The 25,776-nt window shown below is 34.2% G+C and carries 17 protein-coding genes; 2 read left to right on the top strand and 15 right to left on the bottom strand.

Features of this window, described 5'->3' with window-relative positions:
- Positions 1-121 precede the first annotated feature (121 nt).
- The 10 genes from J0J69_RS12710 to J0J69_RS12665 form a co-directional block, all read right to left on the bottom strand.
- A complete protein-coding gene (locus J0J69_RS12710) occupies positions 122-1,513 on the bottom strand; it encodes a glycogen synthase (protein ID WP_055277641.1) in 1,392 nt (463 codons plus the stop codon).
- 3 nt (positions 1,514-1,516) lie between these two features.
- Positions 1,517-2,782, bottom strand: a complete 1,266-nt coding sequence (locus tag J0J69_RS12705; RefSeq protein WP_055305497.1) for a glucose-1-phosphate adenylyltransferase — start codon at positions 2,780-2,782, stop codon at positions 1,517-1,519.
- Between the two features lie 326 nt (positions 2,783-3,108).
- Positions 3,109-6,684 carry a pyruvate:ferredoxin (flavodoxin) oxidoreductase gene (gene nifJ / locus J0J69_RS12700; protein WP_055305498.1) on the bottom strand — a complete coding sequence of 1,192 codons (3,576 nt, stop codon included), beginning with the start codon at positions 6,682-6,684 and terminating at the stop codon, positions 3,109-3,111.
- Positions 6,685-7,198: 514 nt separating this feature from the next.
- Positions 7,199-8,956, bottom strand: a complete 1,758-nt coding sequence (locus J0J69_RS12695; protein WP_055243141.1) for an NADH-dependent [FeFe] hydrogenase, group A6 — start codon at positions 8,954-8,956, stop codon at positions 7,199-7,201.
- An 11-nt stretch (positions 8,957-8,967) separates the two neighbouring features.
- Positions 8,968-10,788: an NADH-quinone oxidoreductase subunit NuoF gene (gene nuoF / locus J0J69_RS12690; protein ID WP_055275696.1), complete on the bottom strand. Its 1,821-nt coding sequence runs from the start codon at positions 10,786-10,788 to the stop codon at positions 8,968-8,970.
- A gap of 27 nt (positions 10,789-10,815) precedes the next feature.
- Positions 10,816-11,184, bottom strand: a complete 369-nt coding sequence (locus J0J69_RS12685; protein WP_055243145.1) for a (2Fe-2S) ferredoxin domain-containing protein — start codon at positions 11,182-11,184, stop codon at positions 10,816-10,818.
- Positions 11,185-11,207: 23 nt separating this feature from the next.
- A complete protein-coding gene (locus J0J69_RS12680) occupies positions 11,208-11,753 on the bottom strand; it encodes an ATP-binding protein (RefSeq protein ID WP_212725487.1) in 546 nt (181 codons plus the stop codon).
- Between the two features lie 672 nt (positions 11,754-12,425).
- Positions 12,426-12,752 carry a hypothetical protein gene (locus J0J69_RS12675; protein WP_156344934.1) on the bottom strand — a complete coding sequence of 109 codons (327 nt, stop codon included), beginning with the start codon at positions 12,750-12,752 and terminating at the stop codon, positions 12,426-12,428.
- 421 nt (positions 12,753-13,173) lie between these two features.
- On the bottom strand, positions 13,174-13,650 hold the full coding sequence (locus tag J0J69_RS12670; RefSeq protein ID WP_055243151.1) for an NADH-quinone oxidoreductase subunit NuoE family protein: 477 nt from the start codon (positions 13,648-13,650) through the stop codon (positions 13,174-13,176).
- Positions 13,651-14,157: 507 nt separating this feature from the next.
- Positions 14,158-14,250 (bottom strand): YjcZ family sporulation protein, encoded by a 93-nt coding sequence (locus J0J69_RS12665; RefSeq protein ID WP_082411206.1) that lies wholly within the window; start codon positions 14,248-14,250, stop codon positions 14,158-14,160.
- Positions 14,251-14,436: 186 nt separating this feature from the next.
- Here J0J69_RS12665 and J0J69_RS12660 point away from each other — a divergent pair, with 186 nt between their 5' ends.
- Positions 14,437-15,975, top strand: a complete 1,539-nt coding sequence (locus J0J69_RS12660; protein WP_212725485.1) for a peptidylprolyl isomerase — start codon at positions 14,437-14,439, stop codon at positions 15,973-15,975.
- 39 nt (positions 15,976-16,014) lie between these two features.
- Here J0J69_RS12660 and J0J69_RS12655 read toward each other — a convergent pair whose 3' ends face one another.
- The 3 genes from J0J69_RS12655 to pulA all read right to left on the bottom strand — a co-directional run bounded on the left by J0J69_RS12655 (position 16,015) and on the right by pulA (position 20,683).
- A complete protein-coding gene (locus J0J69_RS12655; protein ID WP_212724866.1) occupies positions 16,015-16,944 on the bottom strand; it encodes a 3'-5' exoribonuclease YhaM family protein in 930 nt (309 codons plus the stop codon).
- Entirely contained in the window at positions 16,934-18,412 is a 1,479-nt protein-coding gene (gene hemZ / locus J0J69_RS12650) for a coproporphyrinogen dehydrogenase HemZ (protein ID WP_212725484.1), read from the bottom strand. Before hemZ ends, J0J69_RS12655 begins: the two co-directional genes overlap by 11 nt.
- A gap of 123 nt (positions 18,413-18,535) precedes the next feature.
- The gene (gene pulA / locus J0J69_RS12645) at positions 18,536-20,683 is read right to left on the bottom strand and encodes a type I pullulanase (RefSeq protein ID WP_212723502.1); all 2,148 of its coding nucleotides are present in this window, start codon (positions 20,681-20,683) and stop codon (positions 18,536-18,538) included.
- Positions 20,684-20,976: 293 nt separating this feature from the next.
- On the opposite strand from pulA, the gene J0J69_RS12640 reads away from it, so the two are divergent.
- The gene (locus tag J0J69_RS12640) at positions 20,977-21,609 is read left to right on the top strand and encodes a YczE/YyaS/YitT family protein (protein ID WP_055275683.1); all 633 of its coding nucleotides are present in this window, start codon (positions 20,977-20,979) and stop codon (positions 21,607-21,609) included.
- Positions 21,610-21,809: 200 nt separating this feature from the next.
- Here J0J69_RS12640 and J0J69_RS12635 read toward each other — a convergent pair whose 3' ends face one another.
- Together J0J69_RS12635 and J0J69_RS12630 are read right to left on the bottom strand one after the other, a co-directional pair.
- Positions 21,810-23,573: a helicase-related protein gene (locus J0J69_RS12635; RefSeq protein ID WP_212725483.1), complete on the bottom strand. Its 1,764-nt coding sequence runs from the start codon at positions 23,571-23,573 to the stop codon at positions 21,810-21,812.
- 234 nt (positions 23,574-23,807) lie between these two features.
- Entirely contained in the window at positions 23,808-25,748 is a 1,941-nt protein-coding gene (locus tag J0J69_RS12630) for a sensor domain-containing diguanylate cyclase (protein ID WP_212725482.1), read from the bottom strand.
- Positions 25,749-25,776 lie beyond the last annotated feature (28 nt).

Raw genomic sequence — 25,776 nt, 5'->3', positions numbered from 1 at the left:
AGAAGCAAAAACAGATATTTCACATCCACTTTTTAGTTTTTGCTAAATGCCTAAAGTTATCAAAAAAGTAACAAAAAAGCATAAAAGCAAGATAGATTGCTTTTATGCTTTTAATGTCGTATTAAAACATAGATTGGTAGAGTTCAACATAACGATGAGCCGAATGCTCCCAAGAGTAATCTCCAGTCATTCCTGTCACCATTAATTGATGCCAAACTTCTTTGTTATGATGATAATAATCTAATGCTCGACGAATGGTATATAACATATCATGCGCATTATAATTGGTAAAGCTAAATCCATTTCCTTCACCAGTAGCTTCATTATAGGAATGAACCGTATCATTTAATCCACCTGTTTCACGAACAATCGGAACTGTTCCGTATCGCAGTGATATTAATTGTGATAAACCACATGGCTCATATAATGATGGCATTAAGAACATATCACTTGCACCATAAACTAAGTTTGCAAGTTTTCCATTATATCCTAAATAAATCCCCACCTGTTTCGGATACTTATCTCGAATCCATTGGAAATACTGTTCATACTTTGCCTCTCCAGATCCGAGCAAGAAAAATTGAATATTATCGTAAATTAATAACTCTTCTAAAACACAAGTAATTAAGTCTAATCCTTTTTGTGAATCTAATCGTGTGACAATTCCAATCAACGGAATATCAGCATTGATTTCTAAATTAAAACGTCTCTGTAATTCTTCTTTATTTTTAAGTTTCAATTCTAATGTCTCTTCGGTGTAAGGTGAAACAAGTGCTGTGTCAACCGCTGGATTAAAGATATCAGTATCAATTCCATTAACAATTCCACTCAAATCAGATTGACGCATACTTAAAATATGATTTAAATTTTCCCCATAGAAATCCGTTAAAATTTCTTTAGCATATGTCTCACTAACCGTTGTCACCTTATTTGCATATTGAATCCCTAACTGCATATAGTTAATATTTATATCATCAAATCGATAGCCTAAATGGCGAACGGCATGTGAAGTGAATTGTCCTTGGAAACGTAAGTTATGAATCGTATAAACTGTTTTAGTATTGTAATAAAACGGATCGGCATAATAACGCTGATCCATAAAAAATGGAATTAACCCCGTCTGCCAATCATTCGTATGAATAATATTTGGCTGAAAATTAATATTCTTTAATAAGCGCAGGGTAACTTCACAGAACATAGCAAATTGATAATCGCGATCTTCACACTCATAAATAGAATGTCGGTTTGAAAAAAGTGGTTCAAATATTAAGTAATATTTAACCCCCTCTAACTCAACACAATTAATCCAAAATAGTTTGCCCATAACCTCAACATTGGTTACCCAATATGCACCTTTTAACATTCCCTCAGGGATTTGTTTATAACCTGGTAAAATAACACGAACATCATGTCCTTGTTTAACTAGTGCTTTTGGAAGGGCATAAGCTACATCAGCTAGCCCTCCTGTTTTAATAAATGGATAAACTTCAGATGAAACAAATGCAATCTTCACGGTTTAAGCCTCCTTTGCAGGATAAACCGTGCTACCACAAGCTATAATTTTGTCACTAAAGTCTGTCTCAGCAACATGCGGAAAAATACGAACATTACGTTCAATAATTGTTCCCTCAGGAATATGTACCCCTTTACCAATAACATTTAAGCCACTTGATAATACTTTTGGTTTTTCTTGATTTGGACAAACATTAGATCCACGCCCAATGATACTTCCTTTACCAATAACACAGTTTTTATCAATAATAGCTCCATCAATGACACATCCCTCTTCAATGATGGTATCATTCATAATAATACTATTACGAACAATAGCATTTGGATGAATATGAACACCTGGACTTACTACGCATTTAGTCACAGATCCGGCAATAATTGAACCATTTGAAATCAAGCTTTGACAAACTTGAGCCTTTGAACCAAATTTAGCAGTTGGTTTTTCTTCACTCTTTGTATGAATAACCCAATCTTTATCATACATATCTAATTGAATTTTATCGACTGTTGTTGTTAATTCTAAATTAGCCTCTAAATACGACTCGTATGTTCCAACATCTTTCCAGTAATCACGGAAGCGGTAAGAATAAACATGTCCATTCTCAATTAAATGAGGAATAACGTCACTTCCAAAATCTAAACCAACCTTTTTAAGATGTTGTAACGTATTAATTAATACATCCGTTTTAAACACATAAATCCCCATCGATGCTAGATTACTCTTAGGCTCTGCTGGTTTCTCAGCGAACTCTACAATACGTCCATTTTCATCATCTGTTAAAATTCCAAAGCGAGACGCTTCACTCCACTCAACTTCTTGAGCACAAACTGTTACATCTGCACCTTTCTCAATATGTTGTTGGATTAATGGACGATAATCCATTTTATAAATATGATCCCCTGATAAAATTAAAACGTTGTCCGGATTCTTACGTTTAATATAACTAATATTTTGTAAAATCGCATCTGCTGTTCCTGTATACCATTGATCTGATGAATGACCTTCACATGGTTGTAATAACGTTACTCCCGTATTTTTACGATCAAAATCCCATGCTTGACCTAATCCGATGTGTTCATTTAATGATAATGGTAAATATTGGGTTAAAATTCCAATATCGTATATTCCTGAATTTGAGCAATTACTCAATACGAAATCGATAATTCTAAATTTCCCTGCGAAAGGCACACTCGGCTTGGCTCTTCCAAGTGATAAAATGTCTAGACGTGATCCACGTCCACCTGCTAAAATCATAGCTAAAGTTTTCATCCCAAAATCCCCCACTTCTATCTTTTAAGCTGTATATTGATTTATTTTATTCAACACTTTTTTGAACACTCTAATACTATCACGCGATATTTGGTATTTTTATCATCTTTTGTCATATAGTTCACAAAAATTATGATTTATCGTAACCCGTTACACAACACCCCGAGTGTAAGCGTTATTTAATCCCAGTTTCTATTATTTCTAAAACGATTTGACACTTTTTGTTATGTTGTGTCGAGTTGTTATTAGTTGTTTTTTCAAGCCATTTCACATCACATATCAATAAAAAAAGCTTATCGGATTTATCCGATAAGCTTTTTTAAAAATTATTCTGCTGATTCTTTTTCTTCTACAACTTCTACTTCATCAGAGAAATCTAATGCAGCCATACGTTGTAATTGACGGAAACGACGTTGTGAGTCACGACGATTTGCTTCTAATAATTCTTCAGCATGCTCTGGGTTAATTTTTGTAACTTGAGCATAACGAGCTTCACTCATTAAGAAGTCTCGGTATTTATCCCAGTTTGGTGCTTTAGAATCCATTTGTAATGGGTTTTTACCTTCTTCTAATAATTTAGGATCGAAGCGGTATGTTGGCCAGTATCCACATTCAGTCGCTAATTTAGCTTGGCTCATTGAGTTTGCTAATCCACCTTTAATACCGTGAGCGATACATGGTGAGTATGCGATAACGATAGATGGACCTTGGTGTTTTTCAGCTTCCATCATTGCTTTAATAACTTGAGCTTGATTTGCACCATGAGAAACTTGAGCAACATAGACGTGTCCATAAGACATTGCGATTGCTGCTAAGTCTTTCTTCTTACCACTCTTACCTGCTGCTGTAAACTTAGCGATTGATGCAGCACGTGAAGATTTAGATGATTGTCCACCTGTATTTGAGTAAACCTCAGTATCTAATACTAAGATATTAACATCTTCATTATTAGCGATAACGTGGTCTAATCCACCATATCCGATGTCATAAGCCCATCCGTCTCCACCGATAATCCAGTTAGACTGTTTAACGATGTAATCTTTTAAGTCCAAAATTTCTTTAACTGCTTCATTTGAAGAATTTGCAATGGCAACTTCTAATTGAGGTGCTAATGCTTTTGTTACTTCTCCACTATGACGGTTTTGTAACCATTTAGTGAATAATTCAGATAATTCAGCCTCAACTTTATCCATATTTTCTTCCATTAATAATCCAATACGGTTACGTAATGTTTCAGCTGCAATATGCATACCGAATCCAAACTCAGCATTATCTTCGAATAATGAGTTTGCCCATGCTGGTCCATTTCCTTCAGCATTTTTTGTATAAGGTGTAGCTGGGAATGATGCCCCATAGATTGATGAACATCCAGTTGCATTGGCAATTGTCATACGATCTCCGAATAAACGAGTTAATAATGTGATGTATGGAGTTTCCCCACATCCAGCACATGCTCCTGAGAATTCGAATAATGGTTGAGCAAATTGTGAACCTTTAACTGTTGTTTTTGGCATTAAATCATCTTTGTATGTGACGTTGTTGAAGAAGTATTCAGCACGATCGACTTGTCCTGCTTCTAATTCTTCACTAATTGGAACCATAACTAATGCTTTGTTTCCTTTTTTACCTGGACAGATATGCGCACATACTTCACATCCTGTACAGTCTAATGTTGATACTTGGATACAATATTCTAATCCATCTAATCCTTTACCAATTGCTTTTAATGTACGTGTTCCTTCTGGAGCTTGCTCCTTCTCAGCTTCTGTTACTAAGAATGGACGGATAACTGCATGAGGACATACGTAAGCACATTGGTTACATTGGATACAGTTTTCTTCAATCCATTTTGGTACAAAGTTAGCAATTCCACGTTTTTCATACGCAGCCGTACCATTTGGCATTGTTCCATCTGCATAGTCTACGAATGCTGATACTGGTAATGTGTCACCTTTACTATGGTTGATTACATCAGCGATTGTTTCAACAAAGTGAGGGCGGCCTTCTTTAACATGTGCTTCTTCTGGTGTTAAGTTGGCCCATGCTGGATCAACAGTTACCTCAATTAAACCTTCAGCTCCTTTATCAATAGCAGCAAAGTTCATTGCGATAATTGCTTCTCCTTTACGTGAATATAATTTCTCCACGTATTTTTTCATTAATTCTTGAGCACGTTCATATGGCATGATTTGCTCATTTAATTTGAAGAATGCAGATTGCATAATTGTATTAGTACGACGTCCTAATCCAATTTCTTTAGCTAAAGTTACGGCATCAATGATATAGAACTTAGCATTTTTCTCTGCTAATTGCTTTTTGAAGCTATTTGGCATATGGTTAACAATTTCCTCTGCTGAGTGAACAGTATTTAATAAGAATGTTCCTCCTTGACGTAAACCGCTAATCATATCGTATTTACCAATATATGTATCCATCGAACATGATACGAAGCTTGGTGTTGATACTAAGTATGGTGCACGGATAACATCCTTACCGAAACGTAAGTTAGAACGTGTTAAACCACCTGATTTTTTAGAATCGTATGCAAAGTAAGCTTGTGCATATAAATCAGTATTTTCACCGATGATTTTGATTGTGTTTTTATTAGCTCCGATTGTTCCATCAGATCCTAATCCGAAGAATAATGCTTCTGTTACATCATCTCCTAAAACCATTACCTCATTATTTACAGGTAATGATTTGAATGTTACGTCATCGACGATACCTACTGTAAAGTCATCTTTCATTTCCCCAGCTAAGTTATCATAAACAGCAACAATATGAGATGGTGTTGTATCTTTTGATGATAATCCGAAGCGTCCACCTATGATTTTCGGTGCATTTTCACGACCGTGGAAGATAGAGCGAATATCTAAGCATAATGGCTCACTAGTTGCTCCTGGTTCTTTTGTACGGTCTAATACAGCGATACGTTCTACTGTTGATGGTAATACGTTGAAGAAGTATTCTGAGCTGAATGGACGATATAAGTGAACAGTGATAACCCCTACTTTACGTCCTTCATTTTTAATTAAATAATCAACGGTTTCTTTAATTGTTTCTGTGATTGATCCCATTGCAACGATGATTTCAGTTGCATCTTCTGCACCATAGTACATGAATGGTTTGTATTCACGCCCTGTGATTTCAGTAATTTTTTCCATGTAGTCTGCTACAATTGCAGGTACTGCATCAAAGTATTTATTTTGAACTTCGCGTGTTTGGAAGTAAACATCATCATTTTGTGCTGACCCTTTTGTTACTGGGTGATTTGGATTAATTGCACGTGCACGGAACTCACGTACTTTATCGTAATCTAATAATTTTCCTAAATCTTCATAATCCATTACTTCTACTTTTTGAATTTCATGTGATGTACGGAATCCATCGAAGAAGTGTAAGAATGGAACACTTGATTTAATTGCAGCTAAGTGAGCTACCCCACCTAAGTCCATAACTTCTTGTACTGAGCTCGTTGCTAACATAGCAAATCCAGTTTGACGTGCTGCATAAATATCTTGGTGATCACCAAAGATTGATAATGATTGTGCCGCAAGCGCACGTGCAGATACGTGAATAACACCTGGTAATAATTCTCCAGCAATTTTATACATGTTAGGTACTTTTAATAATAACCCTTGTGATGCAGTATAAGTTGTTGTTAATGCACCCGCTTGTAAAGAACCGTGAACTGTCCCAGCAGCTCCTGCTTCAGATTGCATCTCAACTAATTTTACTGGTGCTCCAAATAAATTTTTCTTACCTTGTGAAGCCCATAAGTCTGTATATTCTGCCATCGGAGTCGAAGGCGTAATTGGATAAATCCCTGCTACTTCTGTAAATGCGTAAGAAACATACGCTGCTGCCTGACATCCGTCCATTGACTGGAACACTTTAGACATAACATTAACCTCCCTAATTAAATCGTATAAATAGAAATATCTTCATTATACTATACCTCATTCATTGGAACAATAATAGTAAAATGCTTTTATAACTATTTTTAGCAATTTTTAACATTATAATCAAATTGTAATTTTACCCCTATCCCTTCTATTAAAAGGTATAGATAATCTTAATATCAATTAGCCTAACTTTATAATCTTTTAATTTAAACTTATTAAATTAGGTCATTTTTGATTGCTACTTTATCAGTATACCTAATCTTTTTAAAGTCTCAAAGACATTTGCTTTTATTTTTAAACATTATAACCATTTTATCTTTATTCTTAATTTTTGAATCTTCAAAAGAAATGGGGTTTGACAATTTCTTTCTATTGAAACTATTCACTCAATTCTTAAAATTAACTAGTCCCCGTATAATTTAAACATCATTTTAAATGAGAAAATATTTTTAAAAAATCAAGAAACTATTTTGGTGATGAGCCTAATTTTTTAATGAAGAAGATTCAAGTATTATTGTGAGCTATACACGTCTTTTTTATGATAGGTTGTATGTAATAATTGATGAGCTTTATGACTATTTGGCGTACCAAGATACTCTTCATACATAGCTTTAATGACAGGATTTTCATGAGATTTACGAATTTGTCTTGCTTCATCATCTTCATAAAGAGCTTTAGCACGTTCAGCACGAATATCTAAACCTGAATTATATAAATAAGCGGGAACATGAGGTTGTCCACCACCTGCAACACAACCACCACTACATCCCATCACTTCGACAAAATGATATTTTTTTTCACCACTTAAAATTTGATCCACAATATCAAGTGCCTGTTTTCCTCCATGAACGACCGCAACGTTCAAACTTAACTCACCTATTTGAATCGTTGCTTCTTTTAAACTAGCTACACCTCGAACAGCTTCATATTCAATCGCATCCAGCGATTGGCCACTTAAAACATCTGCAGCGGTTCTCAAGGCAGCTTCCATTACACCGCCTGTTGCCCCAAAAATAGTTCCTGCTCCACTATATTCACCCAATGGATGATCAAAGTCTTCATCTGGTAAATTAACAAAATCTAACCCATACATCCGAATCATTCTTGCCAATTCACGTGTTGTAATTGAAGCATCTACATCTTGAATGCCATTCACGTTCATCTCTTCTCGTTTTAACTCTGATTTTTTGGCAATACAAGGCATAACTGACACACAGTAAATAGTAGTTGGATTAACACTATTTTTCTCTGCCCAGTAAGATTTTAAAATTGCACCAAACATTTGCTGAGGAGATTTACATGACGATAAATTCGGAATTATTTCTGGTCGATATTGCTCCACTAATCGAATCCAACCTGGTGAGCAAGAGGTGATCATCGGAAGTACTCCATCCTTATTAATACGTTCAATCAACTCATAAGCTTCTTCCATAATAGTTAAATCTGCACCAAAGTTCGTATCAAACACTTTACACGTTGGCCCACCAATACGTCGAAGTGAAGCTGCGATTTTACCATTTACTCGTGTCCCAAATGGTAATCCAAATTCTTCACCAAGTGCTGCACGTACAGCAGGCGCCACCTGAAAGACGACAATTTTATTTGGGTCATTAATCGCTTGAATGACTTCTTCAATATTTGAATGTTCCGATAAAGCAGCTGTTGGACAAGCATTCACACATTGTCCACAATGGATACATCCAGCCTGATCCATACCCATTTCAAATGCTGGCCCAATATATGTCTTAAATCCGCGTTGATTAAATGCTAACACTTCAACTCCTGCTTTTTCACGACAAGCAGCGATACAACGTCCACATAAAATACACTTTGATGTATCACGTACAATTGAGTAAGAATCATCACGATAAATTGTCTCACGACGCTCTCCTTCAAATCGATCACTCTTACAGTTTAAATCATTTGAAAGTTGTTTCAATTCACAATTATGATTACGATTACACGTTGTACATTCAATATTATGGTTCGCAAGTAATAATTCAACCGTTGTCTTTCTCGCATTTAAAATTCGCTTAGAATGAGTTAAGATTTCCATTCCCTCACTAACTTTCATATTACATGCTGTAACTAATGACCGAGCACCTTTGACTTCCACAACACAAACACGACATGCTCCCGTCTCATTTAAATCTTTTAAAAAGCAAAGTGTTGGAATTTTAATTCCCACTTCCCGTGCTGCTTCTAAAATCGTATATGTATCTGGAACAACATATGGCATCCCATTTAAGGTAATATGAACTACTCCCATCTTTCCTCCTCCTATCGCTTAATAATCGCACTAATTTTAGTCGGACAAGTTGCCATACATGCCCCACACTTAATACAATCGACTTTATTAATCACATGACGACGTCGGCCGGTTTTGGCATTTACGACTTCTCCAATTGGCTTAATACATGCAGCCGGACAAGATTTAGCACACATTCCACACCCAATACATTTTTCAGTGATATAGTACTCTAATAACTTTGAACAAACACCAGCTGGACAACGTTTATCAATAACATGGGCCAAGTATTCATCTTTAAAATGATGCATTGTTGATAAAACTGGATTGGGTGCTGTCTGACCTAAACCACATAATGAATTAGCTTTAATGTAATCTGCCAATTGTTCTAATTCATCTAAGTCCGAAAGTTCACCTTTTCCTTCTGTAATCTTATTCAAAATTCCCATCATACGCTTTGTTCCTTCACGACAAGGTGTACATTTCCCACATGATTCATCACATGTAAAATCTAAATAAAAGCGTGCAATATCAACCATGCAGTTATCTTCATCCATAATAATCATTCCACCTGATCCCATCATTGAACCAAGTGCCACTAGATTATCGAAATCAATTTCTGTATCTAAATATTCTTCTGTTAAACAACCACCTGAAGGTCCTCCAGTTTGAGCAGCTTTAAATTTCTTACCATTTGGAATTCCTCCACCAATACCATAAATCACTTCTTTTAGAGTCGTTCCCATCGGAATCTCAACTAATCCAGTATTATTAATTTTCCCACCTAAGGCAAATACTTTCGTTCCTTTTGAACGCTCAGTCCCAATACTAGAAAACCAATCTCCACCTTTTAAGATAATTTGTGGGATATTAGCATACGTTTCAACATTATTTAATAAAGTCGGTTTTTCCCATACCCCTTTAACAGCTGGAAATGGTGGACGTGGACGTGGCATCCCTCGTTTCCCTTCAATCGACTCAATTAAAGCTGTTTCTTCTCCACAGACAAAAGCTCCTGCTCCTAAACGTAATTCAATATCAAAATCAAATCCTGTATTAAAGATATTTTCTCCTAACAATCCATAGTCATGAGCTTGCTTAATGGCAATGCTCAAACGCTTAACAGCAATCGGGTATTCTGCACGAACATAAATATATCCTGTATCTGCCCCAATGGCATAACCAGCAATTGTCATAGCTTCTAAAACAGCATGAGGATCTCCTTCAAGAATCGAACGATCCATAAAAGCACCTGGATCTCCCTCATCGGCATTACAAGCGACATATTTTTTATCACTCTTTGACTTATACGTAAATTCCCACTTTAATCCAGTTGTAAAACCTCCGCCTCCGCGACCACGAAGTCCGGACTTTTTCACTTCTGAAATGACCTCTTCAGGTTTCATCTCAGTTAAGACTTTAGCTAATGCCATATATCCATCATGCGCAATATATTCATCAATATTTTCAGGATTAATTTTTCCACAATTTCGTAAAGCTAATCGCGTTTGTTTAGCATAAAACTCTACTTCATTAACTGATTTAATCTCCCCATCTTCAATGGCTTCTTTAAATAATAAGTCTTTAATGATTCGTCCTTTTAAAAGATGTTCCTCTGCAATTCTCTTTGCATCACTTACTTGAACTTTTGAGTAAAAAGTTCCTTCTGGATAGACAATCATAATCGGTCCCGCTTCACATAAGCCAAAACATCCAGTCATCACCACTTGAACTTCCTGCTCAAGCCCTAGTCGCTCTAACTGTAACTCCAATTCCTTTTTAATTTCTCTTGATTTAGAAGATGTACAGCCCGTTCCCCCACAAATCAAGACGTGTGAACGATAATATGACATGAATCCCCCTCCTTTTGTTTAAAAGTATTAATTTAAGCTTGCATCAATAGTAAATTCAGATACGACATTTCCATTCACTAAATGTTCTAATACGACACGTCTCGTTTTTTCAGGCGTCATATGAACATAGGTCGTTTTCTCCGATTCATCATATACCTCAAATATTGGTTCATACGCACACATGCCAACACAGCCCGTTTGAGTGATCATTACCTCTTCTAAATGACAGTTATTCACCTCTTGAATTAATGTATTTAAGACAGATCGTGCACCAGCCGAAATTCCGCATGTTCCCATCCCGACGACAACTCTTAACTTTGAATGCTCTTGATTTCTTAACTGTAAATTTTTCAAAGTTTGTTCACGAATCTGTTCTAACTCTTTTAACGTCTTCAAAATAAACCCCCTCCTAATCATCTTTAATAAGATGTAAAAGAAAAATCTCCCGCTTCTAACTCTTTTTTAATCCACTCTATAATAGCTGAATGATTAATTGGAACTTCTCCAATTACTTTTTTAACAGACTGTGTCTTAAATTTATATTCACACTCCTCACTTCGATGAGTGTAATTAAAATCAATGATGGGTTCTAAATAGATTAGCGAAATTAATGTGTTATGAATATCGCCAAAGGGTGGTCGATCAATATGATCTAATCTTATTTTCAACGTTACCGTTGTTCCCACACCTATCTTCGAATCAATGAAAACTTCCCCCTCACATCGACTAGCCATTGCCGTAAGTAGAGGAATGCCCAACCCAACCTTACGAGTCGCCCGCGTTGTAAAAAAGGGATCTCTGACTCGATCGATCATTTCTTCTGACATCCCCTGTCCATTATCTTTAACCTTTATCATCAGGAGACTTTTTTGTTTGAGCTCAATCACATTCATTTCAACCAATGTAGCCTGCGCTCGTATCGAGTTCATCGTTAAATCCAGAATATATAACGATAAGTCCCTCATTTGGTCTCCCCCTTTAAATCATCAGAAAATAATCGGTTACGCTTTGAAACTTCCAAATAATAAAGGGGTTCATTAGATAAGGATATATGAAAGCTCTGGTGAAACCTGCCTATCTCCCCATTCATAAATTAAGAAATTAATTAAATTCCATCAATCATTAATGCTCCTGGAATAAATCCTAACTTAATCAAACTATTATAAGCTAACTTATTGAGATGTACCACAACAACCATACCACCTAATCGATGAACCTGGAAAATGACATCTTCACAGGTCAAATTCATTAATTAAATGAGTAACCATGGAAACTCTCAATTACCTCATTGTGATGATTGATTCACCACTGATGTCCAAATAACTCTTCATTACTTTTCATTAAATTTAAATGGGATTCAATCAATATTACAAAATAATCAGCTATCTCTAATGACTTAAAATAGCTCAATAAATCAACACCTTCTATCGTTTCAATTTCAATCCCAGGAATAAATAGGACCCCAACCTCTTCATCTACCTTGGAAACTACTCGTCAATTTCTTGTGCTATTATGATGAGTCAACGCGATTATATCTAGCTGTTTCAAACTTCACATTAAAACAATATCATTAGGTATCATAAAATCATCAGCACAAGGTGATAAGATGAAGTAAATATGTAAGTCATAATAAACGCTTATACCTCGATTAACTTGACGAGGTCAACCGCATCTAGAACGGATGAAATTAAAACAACTCCTCTTTCATTTGCCACATCGATTGTTTCCTGTGGAATGTCTACCCCGTCAACGACAATGACAGCACTCAAATTAATTAACGAAGCAACAGCAATCACATTAGGATGGGCTTGAATCGTTAGCCATATTTGGCCTGGTTTCGCTTTAGCCATGACAAAGCTCAATAAATCCCCCACATATAAGCCGGATACCGTTACCGAATGTAAATTAACTCCCTTACTTAGGACTCGAAATCGTGAGTCATATAAGATTTCATTAAACTTCACACTCATCATCTCTTTCTGCATGATTTAAGACCATGTAATGACTCAAATACTTGATGTATCATGTATTAACCCTCTAGCAACGTCTTATTTTTCCGGCTAACTCTAACATAATTGGACTTAGTCGTTTCCCACTCACCAAAAGTAAATAATTAATATCTAATATTTCTGTGGTTCGTAATGATTTAACATGTGCTAATCGTGTATGCAACACCACTTCTTAATTAACGTAAGTTAACACATCGCTCATCAGATCACAGGCAAACGCAATTTCAATGCATATTCTAATTGATCAGCAGATCGTAATATAAAACATTCTGATTAAAAAATGAATAATGGTTGATATCTTCAACGTCCCCCTCAATCTCAATCAGGAAAGTTGATAATCACTATCGTTGGGATAACGCTTACACACATAGATATACTAATTGTACTTATTTAAAATTGATGATACTTGTGTAGGATCGACTTTCCCATACACATCGTCATCAATTGTAATGACTGGTGCTAATCCACACGCCCCAATACAACGGGTCGCAACTAATGAGTATTTTCCATCTGATGTAGTTTGATCGGGTTCAATTCCTAACTCTTCTTTAAGTTTCTGTAAAATCGCTTGTGCTCCTTTAACATAGCACGCTGTTCCTAAGCACACTCCAACAACATGTTCTCCTTTTGGTTCTGTAGAAAACTGAGAATAAAATGTAACGACACCATGAATGCGTGCAACTGAAACTCCTGTTTTATCAGAAATAAACTTTTGAACTTCTAATGGAATATAACCAAAAATATCTTGTGCTTCATGTAAAATAGGCATTAATCCATCCGTCTTATCTGAATGATTCTCAATAAACAACAATAACTTCTCAAAATTCTTTGGAGTTAAGCTTGAATGTCCCATCGTGACCTCCCCCTTAATTATTAAAGTCAAAGAGATTATATGCGAGTTAACCCTGGAATAATATGTATATTTTCATCTTTTATTCTCATTTTATTGACATTTTTATTTGATTTATAACCCTGATTAAATATTGACATAAAAGACAATAAAAGATCTTTTTCGCCACTCTAATCTCTTCACATCCTTTTAAATATATGTCTATTCTTATAAATTTAGACTTAAATCACAAAAAAGGACCTAACGGTCCTTTTTAATCGAGCATATTTTGAGCAATATATTTTGAAACATTCACTCATGAGTTCAATTACCTAAGATTCCTCGTATCACTCAAGTTATTTTTAGAAACCAAATCCACCACAGCAGCAGCTGATGATTACTAATAAAATGAATAATACTAAGATAAATGCACAATTATTTCCACACATAATAATTCGCTCCTTAACTAACTATTATTTAGGCTCTTTTCAGAGCATAAGATTTTTCTTCTATATCCAATCAATTCATTTCCTACCATGCACTAGATCCGCATCCCCAGCAGCATCCGATAATGACTAATAAGATAAATAAGACTAAGATAAATGCACAATTATTTCCGAACATAATCTCAACTCCTTTCCAGCCTTTCCACACAGTTTCCTGAGCTAATATATCCTATGAGTTTTTCACGATTTGGTTTATGTTTTTACTTAAATTCCACAAAAACCTACCAAAAATATGTTGTTACAAAATTTGAAAAATGATATGATTAAAAACGTTAAATCAAACAAAAAAGAGGATGTGAAAGTGATGAAAAAGTACTTCCTAGTAACAGCTGCACTTGCTACAACACTACTACTTGGTGCCTGTTCAAATAAAGATGAAATCGGGATGAAATTACCAAATGGAAACGACAATTTTATTACATCTGATGTGGCCAACATAACTAAACAACAAGTATTTGATGAAATGGTTACCGATGCTGGGTTATCTGCATTATTAGATTTAGTAGACTATGACGTCTTATCAACAAAATATGAAATCGATACAGCTAAAGTAGATAGCGCGATCGATATGTATAAACAAATGCATCCTGAATTTGAAGATTTCTTATTAGCTCAAGGATTCAAAAATGAAGAGGCATTACGTCAATATTTAGAATTAAACTTATATCGTGAAGCTGCTGCACGCGCTGCTGTTACAGTAACTGATGAAGAAATCCAAACAGCTTATGATGAAAAATACAAAAAAGATGAAGAAGCAGAATCAACTGAAGAATCAGAGTCAACTAACAGTGAGGAAACAAAGGAAATCCCAACACTTGAAGAAGTAAAAGATGAATTAACAGAAACATTAATTCAAAATAAATTAACAGATGAATTCATTGTGGCTACACTAGCAACTGAACGTGAAGCTGCTGGATTTGTTTTAACAAATGATTTCTTAGAAACACAATATAAGGAAATCTCAACAACATACGAAGAATCAAAAGAAACAAATTCTTCAATCATCGCTAAAATCACTGACCATGAATATACAGTTGAACAACTATATGATGAATTAGTTCCTGCATATGGATTATCAGATGGAATTTCATTAGTTGATGAGCAAATTTTAGAGAAAAAATATCCAGTTGATAAAAAAGAAGTTAAAGAATTAATTGATCAATTCAAAGTTGCTTACGGAACTAACTATTATCAAGCCATGGAATCTGCTGGATTAAAAACAGATGAAGAAATTTATAATTACTTCAAATTAGCACAATTACAAGATGCAGCTTTAGCTGAAGCATATCCTATTACGGATGAAATGTTACAAAAATTATATGATGAAACATTACCTAAAATTAGCGCTCGCCACATTTTAGTTGCTGATGAAGAAACTGCAAAAGAAATCATTGCTAAATTAGATGCTGCAGAAGATAAAGAAGCAACATTCAAGGAATTAGCAGGTGAATATGGAACAGATGGAACAAAAGAAAATGGTGGAGATTTAGGAACATTCGGTCAAGGAGAAATGGTTGCTGAGTTTGAAAATGCAGCTTACGCCTTAGAAGTCGGACACTACTCTACGGAACCTGTAAAAACACAATTTGGTTACCACGTTATCTATAAATATGCTGAAAATGAAAAAGCATCATTTGAAGACATGAAGGAAGAGTTAGAACAAACTGCTAAGAAACAAGAGTATACTCAATTACGTTTAGAAACACTATTAATTAAATTCCGTTCAGAAGCTAATTTCAAATTTACAGATGAATTTTTACAAAAACGCTATGAAACAATCGTAGCAAACATCGAAGAATCAGCTGCTCAAGAATCAGCTGCTCAAGAAGAAGCTGCAAAATAATAAAAAGAGTTAACGACTCAGTTGAGCCGTTAACTCTTTTTATTTATGATGATAAAAACGACGATTATCAAGCATTGGAATACGGTCACTCATTTGCCCTTCTTCACAATGTCTAAGGGCAACCTCAATGGCTGTCATTTTGGCTGAAACAACATCGAGATAATGTAACAGCTCAGCTTCGATAATCATTGGCTCTTTTGGTGAACCCCATTCTAATTTTCCATGATGAGCAATCACCATATGTTTTAAGAATAACACTTCTTCTCCATCATATCCTAATTCTTTTGACGCCTCATCAATCATCGATACCATCATATTAATATGCCCAATCATTAATCCTTCAAGTGTATACTCAGTTTTAATACATTGCTCATAGCTCATCTCAAATAATTTTCCAAGATCGTGTAATATAACCCCTGCATATAAAAGGTCTCGATTAACTAATGGATATAAATCACAATAAGCTGCCCCCATTTTTAACATTTCATAAACATGTTGGGCTAGTCCTGACATAAAAGCATGATGCATACGACTTGCGGCAGGATGAAGATAAAACTCTTGCTCATATTTTGTTAAAAAATAATTAAGAATATCTTTATAATACCCAGGTTTCATTTCATCTAAAAATCCTGTAATATCTGACTTCAAATTCTCTACTGTAAATTTTGAAGACTCTACATACTGAGAATAATCAACCTCTCCTTCAACCAATGAGACAGACTCAATATTAATTTGCTTCTGAGCATTATAAAGCTGTACTAGTCCTTTAACAGTTACAACTTGCCCTGCTTCAAAGGCATTTAACTCTTCAGGTTTTAAACTCCATTTATTGGCGAAAATAGAACCACTTTGATCGACAAACTCAAACTTTAAATAAGGCTTTTGAGCTGTTGTACGCCCGACATTGACTGATTTAATCATAACTGTTAACGTTGAAACTTCTTTAACCTTTAAATCTTTAATTTGCATGTGTATCACCTATTTCTAAACTTTCAATGAGTGTTTCTACTTTCTTTTGTGCATAAGTCTCATATGAATCAATATATGTTTTTAAATCTTTTGGATTATGAACCGATGTTCCAATTAAATATTTACTTGAAGCCCCGACCCCAAGTCCTAAAATATTTTGAGCTTCTTCCATGATTAAAATATTATAAATACTTTCCTGTCCCACCTTTGAATAACCGATATTCTCCATATTACCTGAAATATTTTTTTGTCGATATAAATAATAAGGGATATAATCATGAGCAGCAGCAAAATCATATGTCATTTGCCCCATTTCTTGTAATTCCTCTTTTGAGGCCGTTGTATACAATCCACGATTTTGAGTAATTTTCGAGCTTCGTTTAAAGGCTAACATATGAACAGTCAATGATTCAGGTTGTAGCTTTTCAATCTGCTCTAAACTATAAGCTAAATCCTCTTTTCCTTCATTTGGTAGTCCAACAATTAAATCCATATTAATATTATCAAATCCATGTTCTTTAGCCATGTAATATTTTTTAATGACATCTTCTACTGTATGGTGACGACCAATTTCATCTAATGTTTTTTGTTGGAATGATTGCGGATTAATACTAATACGATGAATATTATATCGCTTTAACAACTCTAATTTCTCAGGTGTAATCGTATCTGGACGCCCCGCTTCTACTGTAATTTCACGAACCTCTTGTGAATTTGCAATGTTTTCATAAACTGTAATTAATAACTTTTCAAACTGCTCTGCGGTTAACGTCGTTGCTGTTCCTCCTCCAAAATAAATTGAAGTGACAGATAATTGACGTTCTTTAATAAAAGCACCCACGATTTTAATTTCTTCAAGTAATGCTTCTAAAAATGGATCTACCCACTTTTTGAATGGTCCATGAGCATAAGCTGGGAATGTACAGTATGCACAACGTGTGGGACAAAATGGAATCCCAATATAAATACTCACTTCATTTTGAATCGTATGTAGGTCAGGAATCACTTTTAATTGATGATTGGCAACCTCTAGCAATAAATTAATTTTCTCATCTGAAACTAAATATTCTTCCTGCATATAATCTTTAATTTCTTGGTCGGTAAATCCACGCTTTTTCATTCCATGAACCAGTTTTGTTGGGCGCATCCCATTTAATAATCCCCATGATTGAACACGTCCAGTTTCACGTTGTAATAACAATAAATAAACAGCTAAATAAGCATATTTACGTGTCTTTGATTCATTCACTTCAAATTGTCGCTTAATCGTCTGCGTATCATCTTTCAAGGTTCCCGTCACCACAAGATAATCACCATCAACCTCTTCTTGAAATTCAAACACTAATGCATACTCGTCTGCTTGGTTGATTGCAGAAGCTTGATAGAATGCTTGGTTTAAAACTTGCATTGAATTGAGAATTAATTCATCAACAACGCCTTCTACTTTAATATTCACTACTTCTGTCATGATGTGCACTCCATTTCTCAACAAAAACTCCTTAGCAGTGCTAAGGAGTTTTCACTATCTACTTTTATCTTTTTTGCGTTCATTCATCACCAAATGAAAGAGACGACTGATTCAAAGATCAAATCATTTCACTAGAATTATCGTACTGAGCGGTGCCATTTTCAATTCACCTTCAATCGATTTAATACCTTCCGTTCCACTTTGATGCTCATCAGCAATCAATATAAAATCATTTGTGACGATTGGAATATTTACTTCACGATTTTGTGTATTAAAGAAAATATGGATTTCGTCCCAACACCCATAGTCTTTAACATTTTTCAATGTATATTCTATCACAGAATGATGATGTTGAAAAATGCGTAGATGTTTTTTTACAAGAATTGCATTTGAAAAACGAAAAGCACCGTGAGCTTTACGGATTTTGATGTAGCCTTTAATCAAATTAATACTCTTTTCATGTTCATAAACTTCATCCCAATGAATAGCATTAATTTCATCTGAGACATTATAGCTATTTTCAATTCCATTCTTACTTCTAAAAAATTCCTGTCCACAATGAATAAACGGAATTCCTTGAGCGAAAATCACCATCGCTGCCGCTAAGATTTGACGTTTTTCACGCGTTTCATCATTTTCATCACTATTCGATAATTTCATCCGATCCCATAATGTATGATTATCATGACACTCGACATAATTAATACTTTGAGAAGGATCATAAAACATATATGTTTCGCCTTCGATCAAACCTGAACTACCTGCTAGCAACTGTTTTCCAGCATTCGCATATCCGAAATTTCCAAGCGCTAATCCTCGATCCTGATGATTAAAGGTATGTCCTTTAATATTATCCCGGAACGCATCATTAAAATGGCCAATTCGTGGTAGCTTAAAAGCATTAAACTTAGCAGCCTTTTGAGCTTGTGGTAATGGGGTATTCATATCCCACCCCTCACCATAAAGAAGAATACTTGGATAAAGTTCCTCACAAAGTTGACGAATTTCATTCATCGTATCAACGTCAATAATTCCCATCAAATCAAAGCGAAATCCATCGATTCCATACTCTTCTACCCAGAACTTAACTGAATCTAAAATATATTTACGAACCATGAGTCGTTCTGTTGCCAAATCATTACCACACCCTGTTCCATCTGATGGCATTCCTTGATAATCATAACGATAAAAATAAGTTGGAACCATTGCATCAAACGGGAAGGTCCGTCGTTCATAAACATGATTATAAACCACATCCATAATCACACCAAACCCATGCTCATGTAGGATGTTAACCATCGTTCTTAATTCATTAATACGTGAATAAGGATCTTTCGGATTTAAAGCATAGCTTCCTTCTGGAACATTATACTGGACTGGGTTATATCCCCAGTTATAAGATTGCTCTGGAAAGTTTTCATCGACACCAGCAAAATCGAAAATAGGCAGTAATTGAATATGTGTCACACCTAATTCCTTTAAATAAGACAGACCATAGTGATATCCTGTTTTTTCATCTATTATCTCTTCTGTTATCCCTAAAAATTTCCCACGATTTTTAACTCGTGAAGATGGATGAATCGTAAAATCTCGAATACTTAATTCGTAAATAATGGCGTCAGTCGGCTTATTTAGTTTAGGTCTCAACTCATGTTTAACTTTAACACATTTCAACGGATCCACAACGACACTATATTCTGCATTTACAGTAGAAGCTATAGCATAAGGATCAATCGTTTCTTGGCGTACTAAATTATTAACAATCTCATATCGATAACGACACCCTTCTAAATCTTGATAAATAGTCAGTTCCCATATTCCCTTAGATAGTCGCTTCATACGTCTAAAATGGGTTACATCATTTTCATATAAAATTAATTGAACTTGTGTAGCAGTTGGTGCCCATAGTTTAAATCTTGTCATGTTCTTACTGTAACTTGGCCCCAAATCATCACCATTATAATAAAACCGTTTATCAAATTCTTCAGTTCTCGCAATATAACCTAAAAATAAATAGCTTGTATTTTTATAACAATCCATGACTTGATATTCAGTTCCTACTGTGACAAATCCTTGGATAGATAAGCTATATTTTAACTCGTTACCAAAATCAAACTTCTCTTCTACCTTTAACTCATAAGCCTCTGATGTCGTCATATTGATAAGCTTAAATGGAGCAATTTCTCCATTATAATAACTTTTTGGAACAAGTATTGTAATTTTATTATATTCATCTAAATAAGATGAATATCTACCTTGTGTTATTAACATCAGACACCTCCTCCCCACTTCAACTTCTTGTGATCTCTCTATGTATTTCACCTACTATTATTGATTTTTCTTAGATAAAATAATCATTATCATACAATAAATCCCTAATATTTCATTCTAATTATATTATATGCTTTTTCCATTTAGTAGTTTAACTGACTTTTAATGGAATATAAAAAAATAAATACGACAAAATAACATATAGTAGTTGACTTTTTATCATTTTTTTTATATTATGTATACAGTTTCAAATGTAAGGGCTATTTATTTTACAGTCTCATAGGAGGATTATAATGAGTAAATTTAATATTAAAAACTATATCGTTCGAATCATGTTCTTTTTAGTAGGATGTTTCATTATCCAGTTGGGGGTAGCATTCTTTATTAAATCAAATACTGGGGTTGATTCTTTTACAATCTTTATGCAAGGTTTAGCAAATTTATTACACATTACTGTTGGCCAAGCTAATATTTTAGTTATGGGAATTGTATTTATTGGTATGTTAATCTTCACTCGTGAATACATCCGTTTAGGAACATTCTTAGCTGTTATTACAGCAGGACCATTCTTAGATTTAATTAATAACTTATTAAATAACGTAGGTATTGATGCTTTACCATTAATTGTTCGTTTATTAATTGTAGCTATTAGCTGTGTTGTTATCGCAATTGGATTCTCAATTTTAAAATCAGCTGAATTAAGTGTTGCTCCAACTGACCAATTACCATTAATTATTGTTGATAAAACAAGCTGGCAATACAAATGGGTTCGTATCACAATGGACGTTATCTTCATTGTAGTTGGTTTCTCTTTAGGAGGAGTTTTAGGACTTGGAACAATTATCACAACACTTTTAATTGGACCATGTATCCAATACTTCTTACCAATTATCGAGAAAAAAGCAGAAAAAATTATTCCAAATTAATTAAAATTATATTCAGTTGAATAAGTAATCCAGCTATTATTTGGATGATACTAATGAAAAAAGATTAACTATTAATTTATTAATATCAGCTTATTCACAAGATCCCTAATAAGTAAAAAAAAGCAACTTTTAAAAAGTTGCTTTTTTTTATTTTGGATATACAGAAACATATTTACTGCATTATATTTAAAAACTTTCATTTAGAGGCGCAGTAATAAATAATTCAATTTTTTACTAACCTTAGAGCGTTCACGATAAACCCAATTTATATCAAATTCGAGATGGAACACTTTTGAAAAAGAGTAATATAAATTAACTTCTTGATAGTGAATTTCAAGTATTTCAAGATCTTCAGCATGTAGACGAGGTTTCGTTAATTCACTATTTCCATTGATAAAGTGTTCCTCGATATAGAGTAATAATAAATTCAATAAATCCATTTGCATGAAATTTACAGGTAGTTTCATAATTTTCCATTGTACCCATTGCGAGAGCTTATAGTGTTTAATTTGAGTCAATACAAACAAATACCGCTCGATATCCATCTTTTTATAATGGTGAATATCTTGATAATGATTTTCCCAAATCATTAGTTTCTCAATCAAAGGAATCCCTTTAATTTCAAGCATCGATTCATGTGGACCAATAATAGCCTGCTCAATGACTTCATCTTTACATTCTAGCTTTTCTTTTACAAATGCCAAATGCTCATCTAAGCATGTGACATAGCCGATTTCATAAATCCCTTTGCGTCCTGCTCGTCCAGCAATTTGTTTTACCTCTTGTGACGTCAATTCACGAACGACTTCCCCATCAAACTTTTTAGCACTAACAAATACAATTCTTCGAATTGGTAAATTAACTCCCATCCCAATGGCATCAGTTGAAATGAGTAACTCACTTTGTCCCTCACTAAAGGATTGATATTGAATCCGACGTACTTCTGGTGGTAAATCTCCATAAATAATACTCGTCTTAAACCCTCGATCTTGATAATATCTGGATAGTTCTAAAACTTTCTTTTTAGAAAATGCAATCAGAGCATCCCCTTTAATCGGTTTATTTAATTGATAAGCAGTAGACTCAAACTGTAAGGGAATATTACGGAAATACTCGATACACTCGTATTCATCCCCACATTCAGTAATCATTTGGATTAATAATGACTTCACATTAAGTGCGCCACATAAATGAATTTCTGGACTTAAAATCCCTAAAATAGCACGTGTCCAAGATGCCCCCCTAATACTATCTTGAATCAATTGAACCTCATCAATGACTGCGACATGATACTCTTTTTCTAAATCCAACTTTTCGATCGTACAACTAATATGATGAGCCCCTTCAATCAGTACCTCCTCTTCTCCTGTTAACAAATGACACTTAACGCCATCTTGGTTCATTTTCTCGTAATTTTCAAGTGCCAATAAACGAAGTGGAGCTAAATAGATTCCATCCTCTCCTAATTCAAGTTTCTTCATCGCATGATAGGTTTTTCCTGTATTCGTCTCTCCTAAATGTAAATAAAACTTACGTTTCATCTGACGTGCTATAGGGTACTCATCTTTCGGATGTGACGGTAAAATAGCAAAATGAGGAGAATTCATTAATCCTGGTAAATAACGACTAAGTAAAATATATAATACTCCATTTTGCATGTATTCTTCTTCAAATCCCTCAATCACTTCTTCCAGTCGATATTCAGTTTCATTCTCCTCATTATATAAATTTAAAATTTGTTCTGATGCGTCATTTAGTAACCTTAAATAGTCTTGATAGATTTGTTGCTCATTCGTTTCTTCTAGTTGATTCAATAAATATTGAACAACTTTCATTTTTTTCCGAATAGTTGCTTCTTGATTTAATAATACTCCCATCGACCTAGTCTTAACATTTAGTTTTAGTTGAGTAAGGTGCGCCTTAAGTTTTTTAATTTCTTTATCAATCCCTTGTATTTTCTTCATAAGACACCTCTTTCACTCTTTGCCATATTGCTCATCAAGCTTTAAGGTTTCTAATAAATAGTATGTTTCATCTTAGCGTAATATCATTTCATTCAAATAAAAAATAGCCTTTTAAACAGACGAGTCATAAAAAAATCTCTACCCTTAAATTAATCTCTTAAAAATCATTTCCCAAAAAGAAAAACCTGATTAAATAACACCAACTTGGTCGATTATCTCAGGTTTTTTAATTCTTTAATTTTCACTTACTTTTGAGGGAGCTAATTTTTCTAATTTTAATCTCCTGTAGCTTGTCACTTGATCACGTCCATTGGTTTTTGAATGATACATTGCTTGATCCGCTGCATAAATTCCATTGTCTAACAAATCTTCATTAAATCGATACTCGTGAACGCCTAAACTTGCTGTCACTTCTTTTATTCCTAATTGATTAAATCTAAAACTAAGCTCCTTCAATTCTTCTCTTAATTGTTCTGCAAATTCACAAGCTTGATCAATATTCCGATGATTTAAAAAGATGATAAACTCTTCTCCTCCATATCTCCCAATTACCGTATCACGATTACGCTTGGTCTTCAATAAATTACTAAATAGTTGAATAACTTGATCACCTATTTGATGACCATATGTATCATTAATAAGTTTAAAATGATCAATATCAATCATGATAACACTCATTGGATTTTTATGTTTAGCTAGCCGATATAATTTTTCTCCTTTTTTTAGTGCCTCTACTCGATTATATAAACTTGTTAATCCATCATAGCGAGCCAAATAAGCTGTTTGACGATATAACTTAGCATTTTCTAAAGCAATAATAATATAAGAAGCTAAAACACTTAACTTAGTTAAATCGCGTTGAGTGTATGAGTTAATTTCATAAGATTGAACAGTAATATACCCTTTAACTTCATTACGAATGATTAAAGGACAACAAAGTATGGATTTAATACCTTTTTGAAATGAAATCGTTTCATCCTTTTTTAACTGATATAGTTCATATTCTTCATCTAAATTATTAATAATTAAATTTTCCTTTTGTTTAATACAATAAACGCCTAAACTATTCTCATCGTCTAAGCTAACATATCCAGAGTTCAATCGATTACCTGATTCTAAATATATTAAATAGTCTAAGCAATTTTTCTCTTCGTTAACCTCTGTAATAGCTAATACAGTCGTATCCATCATTTTAGAAAGTTGTTCATGAACATGAATGATTAATTTTTCCAAACTTAATGTTTCTGTAAACGAACGACCGATATGAGAAATAGTTTCTAATTCATCATAGAGTGACTTAAAAATCTTTGCTTCACTAATATATTTCTCTCGATTAATTCGCTTCTCCCAAAGCTCAGAACGCTTTAGGTGAGCCTTTCTTTCTACTTCCGAACATTTTTCATAATAATGCAAGGCAAGTTCAAAAATATTTAATGATTTATAAAATTCAATTAAAACCCTACATATATTAACAGATAGTAATGGACTTCCAAGACGCTTAACGTAATGATTAGCTTCTAACAGAAATAGCTCTCCTCTTAATTTATTATCCTTCGCTAACTCGATTTTCCCCCACTCATAATACGTTTGTGCCAGGTATTCTAAAAAATTTCCTTCCTGTGCTAGACGAATTGATTCTTCAAAGCTTTCCTCATATACTTTATCATCACCAAGTTGATAATAAACTTTTCCTCTCATACGTAAAGTTTCTGACAATAATGCCGGATGATTAAGGTTAAGTACTCGTTCATAAGCACGATCAATCAAATACTTAGCTTCCTCAAGATTATTATCGACTAAACAAATGCCAGCTTCTAACTGATCTAAAGATACTTTATTCCCCTCCACGACTGGTTCTTTTAAACATCTTATCAATTTTACTGCTTCTTTTGCTTCCTCATATTTTTCTAATGCATAATAATTAAATGCAATATTTCCTAACGTTAATAGTAATAATTGATCATCCCCTGATTCCTGTGCCAGTCTTAGTCCCTTCACTCCAAAATCAATACTCTCATCATATAGGCCAAGGTTAAAATAACCACACATTAAACCACTGTAACTTTGGACTATCCCAGCTTCATCTTCATTTTTTTCAAAAATTGATATAGCCTCATCCCACAAATCAATAGCCGCCTGTGTCTCCCCTTGATTAAGCAATAAATATCCTAACATATTAAGCAACTTAGCCGCAATAAGATTA

Source organism: Turicibacter bilis, assembly GCF_024499055.1.
Taxonomy (GTDB): domain Bacteria; phylum Bacillota_I; class Bacilli_A; order MOL361; family Turicibacteraceae; genus Turicibacter; species Turicibacter bilis.
This window is presented reverse-complemented; position numbering and strand designations above follow the sequence as displayed.

Excerpts from the sequence above, each read along its gene's own strand:
- J0J69_RS12705 (WP_055305497.1), bottom strand. The coding sequence starts at position 2,782 with ATGAAAACTTTAGCTATGATTTTAGCAGGTGGACGTGGATCACGTCTA.
- nifJ (WP_055305498.1), bottom strand. The coding sequence starts at position 6,684 with ATGTCTAAAGTGTTCCAGTCAATGGACGGATGTCAGGCAGCAGCGTAT.
- J0J69_RS12695 (WP_055243141.1), bottom strand. The coding sequence starts at position 8,956 with ATGGGAGTAGTTCATATTACCTTAAATGGGATGCCATATGTTGTTCCA.
- nuoF (WP_055275696.1), bottom strand. The coding sequence starts at position 10,788 with ATGTCATATTATCGTTCACACGTCTTGATTTGTGGGGGAACGGGCTGT.
- J0J69_RS12680 (WP_212725487.1), bottom strand. The coding sequence starts at position 11,753 with ATGAGGGACTTATCGTTATATATTCTGGATTTAACGATGAACTCGATA.
- J0J69_RS12670 (WP_055243151.1), bottom strand. The coding sequence starts at position 13,650 with ATGGGACATTCAAGCTTAACTCCAAAGAATTTTGAGAAGTTATTGTTG.
- J0J69_RS12665 (WP_082411206.1), bottom strand. The coding sequence starts at position 14,250 with ATGTTCGGAAATAATTGTGCATTTATCTTAGTCTTATTTATCTTATTA.
- J0J69_RS12660 (WP_212725485.1), top strand. The coding sequence starts at position 14,437 with ATGAAAAAGTACTTCCTAGTAACAGCTGCACTTGCTACAACACTACTA.
- J0J69_RS12655 (WP_212724866.1), bottom strand. The coding sequence starts at position 16,944 with ATGCAAATTAAAGATTTAAAGGTTAAAGAAGTTTCAACGTTAACAGTT.
- hemZ (WP_212725484.1), bottom strand. The coding sequence starts at position 18,412 with ATGACAGAAGTAGTGAATATTAAAGTAGAAGGCGTTGTTGATGAATTA.
- pulA (WP_212723502.1), bottom strand. The coding sequence starts at position 20,683 with ATGTTAATAACACAAGGTAGATATTCATCTTATTTAGATGAATATAAT.
- J0J69_RS12640 (WP_055275683.1), top strand. The coding sequence starts at position 20,977 with ATGAGTAAATTTAATATTAAAAACTATATCGTTCGAATCATGTTCTTT.
- J0J69_RS12635 (WP_212725483.1), bottom strand. The coding sequence starts at position 23,573 with ATGAAGAAAATACAAGGGATTGATAAAGAAATTAAAAAACTTAAGGCG.
- J0J69_RS12630 (WP_212725482.1), bottom strand. The coding sequence starts at position 25,748 with ATGTTAGGATATTTATTGCTTAATCAAGGGGAGACACAGGCGGCTATT.